General features: G+C 73.7%; 4 protein-coding genes and 1 pseudogene. 2 read left to right on the forward strand and 3 right to left on the reverse strand.

Features of this window, described 5'->3' with window-relative positions:
• Positions 1 to 404 (forward strand): annotated as a pseudogene (locus tag AB0I76_RS21655) (hypothetical protein); the annotation flags it as partial.
• A 37-nt stretch (positions 405 to 441) separates the two neighbouring features.
• Here AB0I76_RS21655 and AB0I76_RS21660 read toward each other — a convergent pair.
• Positions 442 to 1,791: a pentapeptide repeat-containing protein gene (locus tag AB0I76_RS21660; protein WP_357038284.1), complete on the reverse strand. Its 1,350-nt coding sequence runs from the start codon at positions 1,789 to 1,791 to the stop codon at positions 442 to 444.
• A 261-nt stretch (positions 1,792 to 2,052) separates the two neighbouring features.
• Here AB0I76_RS21660 and AB0I76_RS21665 point away from each other — a divergent pair, with 261 nt between their 5' ends.
• Positions 2,053 to 2,859: an alpha/beta fold hydrolase gene (locus tag AB0I76_RS21665; RefSeq protein WP_357038287.1), complete on the forward strand. Its 807-nt coding sequence runs from the start codon at positions 2,053 to 2,055 to the stop codon at positions 2,857 to 2,859.
• 55 nt (positions 2,860 to 2,914) lie between these two features.
• Here AB0I76_RS21665 and AB0I76_RS21670 read toward each other — a convergent pair whose 3' ends face one another.
• Together AB0I76_RS21670 and AB0I76_RS21675 are read right to left on the reverse strand one after the other, a co-directional pair.
• Positions 2,915 to 3,787 carry an aldo/keto reductase gene (locus AB0I76_RS21670; protein WP_357038290.1) on the reverse strand — a complete coding sequence of 291 codons (873 nt, stop codon included), beginning with the start codon at positions 3,785 to 3,787 and terminating at the stop codon, positions 2,915 to 2,917.
• Between the two features lie 74 nt (positions 3,788 to 3,861).
• Positions 3,862 to 5,324: GAF domain-containing SpoIIE family protein phosphatase (locus tag AB0I76_RS21675; protein ID WP_357038292.1), on the reverse strand; the 1,463-nt coding region annotated here is incomplete at its 5' end.

The raw sequence follows: 5,324 nt of genomic DNA on the forward strand, positions 1-5,324 counted from the left end.
GTGCCGTTCTCCCGGTCGGTGAGGTCCTTGACGTCGGCGATGCCGGTGAGCCGCTTGGTCTTCGTCACCTCGGTGGTGATGGCGGCGATGACCTTTGGTCACCGATGGCCCGGGCGGTCGCCGTGTACGCCGGATGCGCGGCGGTCGGCGTCGTGCTCATGCTGGTCCTCGTCGTGGCGTCCGGGGTGGGGGTGGTCGACCTCGGGACGCTGTACGCGTGGATGTGCGCCGGGCTGCCCGCCGTGTCGCTGATCGCCGGCTGGCTGATCCTCGGGCGCTGGGGCCGGCCGGCCGTCGTCGCCGGCACGCCACCGCGCTACGTCCCCCTGGGGATCCTGATCTGCTTCGCGCTGGTACCCCTGGCGTACTGCGGGTACCTGGTGCTGTTCCGCTCTCTCCGTTGACGACGCCCGCACCTGGGCCGTACCGCGGTGCGCGTCGTCAGCGGTCGGTCAGCAGCAGCCAGTCGCCGTCGAGCCGCTCCGGGGTCACTCCCTCCGGCCAGGCGTGCGGCGCCCCCGCCATCGCCCGCGCCTGGTCCACCAGGACCGGACGGGCGAACGTGGCCCCGTCGAAGCTGACCGGACCACCGAACCGGGCCCGCCCGAAGTTCGCCGCGCCCTCGAAGCGGGTCCGCTCGAACCACGTCTCCCCGCCGAACTCGGTCCAGCGGAACAGCGCCATGTCGGCGAACCGGGCCTGCCGGAAGCCGGCGTACCCACCGAACACCGTGTGCTCCATCGACAGTCCGCCGAGGAAGACCGCCTCGCGGAACGTGGCGCTGTCCTGCACGCGGGCCGCGTCGAAGGTGGCCGGCTGGTGGAACGTGGTGCCTCGGAAGGTCACCCGGACGAAGGTGGCCCCCCGGCAGGACAGCGCACCGCCGAGGTCGGCGCCGTCGAAGCTGGTGCGGGCGGTCCGGGCGCCGTCGAGCACGACCTCCCCGTCGCCGGTGAGGTCGTCCAGGAGCAGTTCGTCGAACGTCGCCCGGAGCGTCAGCCTCCCGCGCACGGTCGCGCCCGTGAAGCGGGTGACGCCGACGCAGACCGCGCCGGTCAGGTCGGCGTCGACGAGGGTGCAACCGCTGGCGTCGAAGCCGTCCAGCCGGGCCCCGGTGAGGTCCAGGGTCACCCCGGGCCACCACCCGTCGCCGTCCGCACGCAGGTGCCGGGTCAGGACCCGCTGCGCGGTGCGCCGGACCTCCGTCTCGCGCGCGTCGTCGTCCGGCGGCGTCATCCGCAGGTACGCGCAGAGCACCGCCACGATCGTCGTACGCTGCGCCGGGTTGTCCTGGCCGAGCCGCTCCAGGGCGTGCAGGCCGCCCAGGCGTACGGCGGCGTTGTCGTTGCCGAGCAGCTCCACGGCCCGGGTGTAGAGCTCGGTGAGCCGGCGCTCGGCGGCGTCGTGCTCGGCGGCGGCGGCCTGCTGCTCCTGGTGCCGCTGGCCGGCCTCGGCGACCGACTCGGCGTGTGCCTGTACGCGTTCCCGGTGCGCCTGGTCGTGGGCGGCGACGGCCTCCTGGTGGCGTTGCGCCCGTTCGCTGATCCACTGCCGGCGCGCGGCGAGCAGCAGCGCGAGGCCCCCGCCGGTGCCGGCGACCACGGTCAATCCGGTGCGGATGGCGTCGATGCGCAGTGTGGCGCGGGTGTCCGGCTGGGCGGCCCGGTCGGCCTCACCGAGGAGCCAGTCGAGCACCCACCAGCCGAGCGCGGCGGCGAGCAGCAGCCCGATCAGGACGAGCCACCACGGCATCACCCGGAGCTGGTGGTCGGATGGCGGTGTCCCCTGCACGGTCCACAGCATGCCACCGACGCAGGGCCGCCGGGGTCCCGATCCGTTGCTGCGCAAGGCCCTCCGGTGTCGACCAATCTCCTCAGTGGACCGAGCGCGTGCGAAATGCCGGTTTGCGCCCACGGTGGAACAACGGGTTACCCGCGCGTAACTTTCCATTGACGTTTCCGGATTGTTACCCGCATCATCGTCGCACCGGTCGATCGGACACCCCACCCACCACTCCCGGCTCGCCGGGTACCTCCCACCGGAGGTGCAGCCATGCTGCTCCGAAAGACCGCCGTCGCCGCCACCCTCGCGGCCCTCGCCATCCTGCTCGTCCCCTCCACCGCCGTCGCGGCCCCCGCACCGCCCGACCCCGCCGCGACCGTCCAGGCCGACCCCGCGGCGACCGTCCAGACCGCCGCCGCCGGACGTACCGTGATCGTGGTCGGCGGGCTCAGCGGCATCGCCGCCGTCTACGAGCCCCTCGCCGCACGGCTGCGGGCCGACGGCTACCGGGTGTGGATCTACCAGTTGCCCAACCTCGGGCTCGGTGACATCCCCACCTCCGCCCGCGCCCTCGCCACGTACGTCGGCCAGGTGCGCGCCGCGACCGGTGCCGCCACCGTGGACGTGGTCGCGCACTCCGAGGGCGGGCTGGTGTCGCGGTACTACCTCAAACGGCTCGGCGGCACCGGCTCCGTCGGCCGCTACGTCAGCCTCGGCTCCCCGCAGTACGGCACCTACGTCGCCAACCTGGTGGCGTTCCTCGGCCTGGGCAGCTGCGTGGGCATCGTCGCCTGCCAGCAGATGACGATCGGTTCGGCCTTCCTCGCCGACCTCAACTCCGGTGACGACACGCCGGGCGCGGTGCGGTACACGGCCGTGCGCACCCTCCAGGACGAGCTGGTCCGGCCGGTGGGCAACGCCTCGCTCGCGGACGGCGCGACAAACGTGCTGATCCAGTCGTGGTGCCCGCTGCGGGTTGTCGGACACCTCGGGCTGGTGCTCGACGGCACCACGTACAGCGTGGTCCGGCAGGCGCTCGCCGACTCGACGATCCGACCGAACTGCTTCGCGCTCTGAGGCGATCGTCAGCGGGCGGCCGGCATGGTGCCGGCCGCCCGCCCTGTGACCAGGATCAGGCGGCCCGGGAGAGCGCCTCGTACTCGGAGTCGGTCAGCTCCACCTCGGCGGCGGCCACGTTCTCCTCCAGGTGCGCCACCGACGAGGTACCCGGGATGGGGAGCATGACCGGCGAGCGGCGCAGCAGCCACGCCAGGGCGAGCTGCGCGGGCGTCGCGCCGTGCTCGGTGCTGATGGCGTCCAGCGGGCCGCCCGGCCGGGCCAGGTTGCCGGTGGCGATCGGGAACCACGGGATGAACGCGAGGTCGGTGCGTTCGCAGTGGTCGACGACGTCCTCGGCGCTGCGGTCGGCGAGGTTGTAGAGGTTCTGCACGGACACGATCGGGGTGATCTTCCGGGCGGCGTCGATCTCCTCCACGGACACCTCGGACAGGCCGATGTGCCGGATCTTGCCCTCCTGCTGGAGCAGCGCCAGCTCGCCGAGCTGGTCGGCCAGCGGCACCTGCGGGTCGATCCGGTGCAGCTGGTAGAGCCCGATGGTGTCGAGGCCGAGGTGGCGCAGGCTCAGCTCGCACTGCTGACGCAGGTACTCCGGCCGACCCACCGGCCGCCAGTCACCCGGGCCCGAGCGGGTCAGGCCGGCCTTGGTCGCGATGACGATGTCGTCGGCGTACGGGTGGAGAGCCTCCTTGATCAGCATCTCGCTGACGAAGGGTCCGTACGAGTCGGCGGTGTCGATGAAGGTCACGCCCAGCTCGACCGCCCGACGCAGGACCCGTACCGCCTCGGCCGGGTCCTTCGGGTCGCCCCACACCCCGGGACCGGTGATCTGCATGGCCCCGTAGCCGAGCCGGTCGACCTGCAGGTCGCCGCCGATCCGGTACGTCCCGGAGGCCTTCGCGGGTTGCTTGCCGGCGTCGACTGCCATCGCCTGGTGTCCTCATTCCTGTCGGTGGTCCTCAGCGGCCAATCTAGCCAGGTACGCGCCCCGGCGCCGGTCGGTCAGCCCACGTGCCGGATGACCACCAGGGCCTGGTCGTCCTCCGAGCCGGCCAACTCGGCCATCACCGCGTCGGCGATCGCCTCCACCGGCGCGTCGCGGTGAGCGTCGACCACCGCGTGCAGCGCCGCCACCCCCTCGTCGTACGCCTGGTTGCGCCGCTCCACCAGCCCGTCGGTGTACGCCACGAGCAGGTCGCCCACGCCGAACGGCAGGGTGGTGACGGGCACCGGCTCGCGGACCAGCCCCAACGGCAGGGCGTTGGCGGTGTGCACCCGCTCCGGTGGCCGTCCCGGGCGCACCAGCACCGGGTGCGGATGCCCCACCCGGGCCACGCTGACCCGGCCCGCCACCGGGTCGACCGTCATCGCCAGGCAGGTGCCGAGGAAGCCCACCCCGAGCAGGTCGGTCAACCGGGGGAACACCTCGCCCAGCGGCACCCCGAGCCGGATCAGCGTGTTGACCACCGTACGGATCTGGGCCATGTCCGCGGCCGCCTCGACCCGGTGCCCGACCACGTCACCGACCACCACCGCCAGGCCGTCACCGTCGAGGTCGACCAGGTCGTGCCAGTCGCCGCCCAGGTGCAGCCCGCTCATCGCCGGCGTGTACCGGGTGGCCACCCGCAACCCCGCCGGCGTGGACCGGTTCGACGTGCGCAGCCGCCCCGCCAGACGGGTGACCAGGTTGTGCTCGGCAGCGGCCAGCCGGACCCGCTCCAGGGTCTGCTCGCACAGGTCGGCGACGGTGTCCAGCAGCGCCAGGTCGCCCTCGCGCAGGGGCCGCTGCCGCCGCCACCCGAAGCCCAGGGCGGCGATCGGCCGGCGCCGTGCGTCCAGCAGCGGCAACGCGACCGTGGTCACCAGCCCGTGCCGCCCCACCGGGTCGGGCAGCCCGGGAAAACGCCGCACGAACTCCGCCCGGTCGGTGAGGACGATGCGCTCGCCGGTGCGCAGCGCGGTGGCGATCGGCCGGGGGTCGTCGATGGTGAGGTCGGCGAAGGTCGCCGACAGGCTGGACGGCACGCCGTTGTACCAGAGCCGGACCCGACGCCCCTCCTCCCGCATCGCCAGGCCGGGCAGCACCGCGCCGACCGCGATCGGCGCCGCGGTGAGGATCACCTCGATCGCCTCGGCCGTCGACCGGGTCACGCTCAGCCGGGCGGCGAACGCGGCCATGGCCTGCGCCGAGTCGGCCAGCTCGGCCCGCTGCAACGCCTGGCCGCACAGCCCGGCCACCGTGTCCAGCAGCCCCTGCGGACGACCGCCGTCGACCACCGGCCCGGACCAGCGCACCTCCAGAGCCCCGAACGCCCCGCCGTCGCCGTACCGCAGCGGCACGCACACGGCCGTACCGTCCTGGACGACCGTGTTCTCCCGGACCGCCCGCGCCAGCGGCACGTCGGCGTCCAGGTCGAGGTCCGCCGCGGGCTCGGCCCCCGGGCCGGCGGCGACCCGCAGGGCCG

The sequence above is a fragment of the Micromonospora sp. NPDC049799 genome (genome assembly GCF_040656655.1).
GTDB lineage: Bacteria > Actinomycetota > Actinomycetes > Mycobacteriales > Micromonosporaceae > Micromonospora.

What these genes read in the sequence shown, in the direction of transcription:
- AB0I76_RS21665 (WP_357038287.1), top strand. Translation starts at nt 2,053, where the DNA reads ATGCTGCTCCGAAAGACCGCCGTCGCCGCCACCCTCGCGGCCCTCGCC.
- AB0I76_RS21670 (WP_357038290.1), bottom strand. Translation starts at nt 3,787, where the DNA reads ATGGCAGTCGACGCCGGCAAGCAACCCGCGAAGGCCTCCGGGACGTAC.